This window comes from Acetobacter malorum, from assembly GCF_002153605.1.
GTDB classification, from domain to species: Bacteria; Pseudomonadota; Alphaproteobacteria; order Acetobacterales; family Acetobacteraceae; genus Acetobacter; species Acetobacter malorum_A.
In genome coordinates this window covers 1-284 of sequence record NZ_JOPG01000070.1, presented here as the reverse complement: position 1 = coordinate 284, position 284 = coordinate 1, and the positions used below count along the sequence as shown (strand labels likewise).

At 55.6% G+C, this 284-nt stretch carries 1 protein-coding gene; it reads right to left on the bottom strand.

The window, feature by feature from the left end:
• Positions 1-284 (bottom strand): aminoacyl--tRNA ligase-related protein (locus HK23_RS13930; RefSeq protein WP_306300694.1); only part of this gene is annotated, 284 nt, incomplete at both ends.

Below are 284 nucleotides of genomic sequence, written 5' to 3'. Positions count from 1 at the left end.
TCCATCTGTTCGGGCGTGCAGAAAATATGGGCGTCATCCTGCGTAAAGGCACGCACACGCATGAGACCATGAAGTGCCCCCGAGGGTTCAAAACGATGAACCTTACCGAATTCGGCCATACGGAGTGGCAGATCGCGATAGCTTTTCAACCCTTGTCGGAAGACCTGTACGCCACCGGGACAGTTCATGGGCTTGAGAGCGTAGGTGCGTCCCTCGGTCTCGGTGGTGAACATGTTCTCCCCGAATTTGTCCCAGTGACCGGAGGCTTTCCACAGAGACAGATC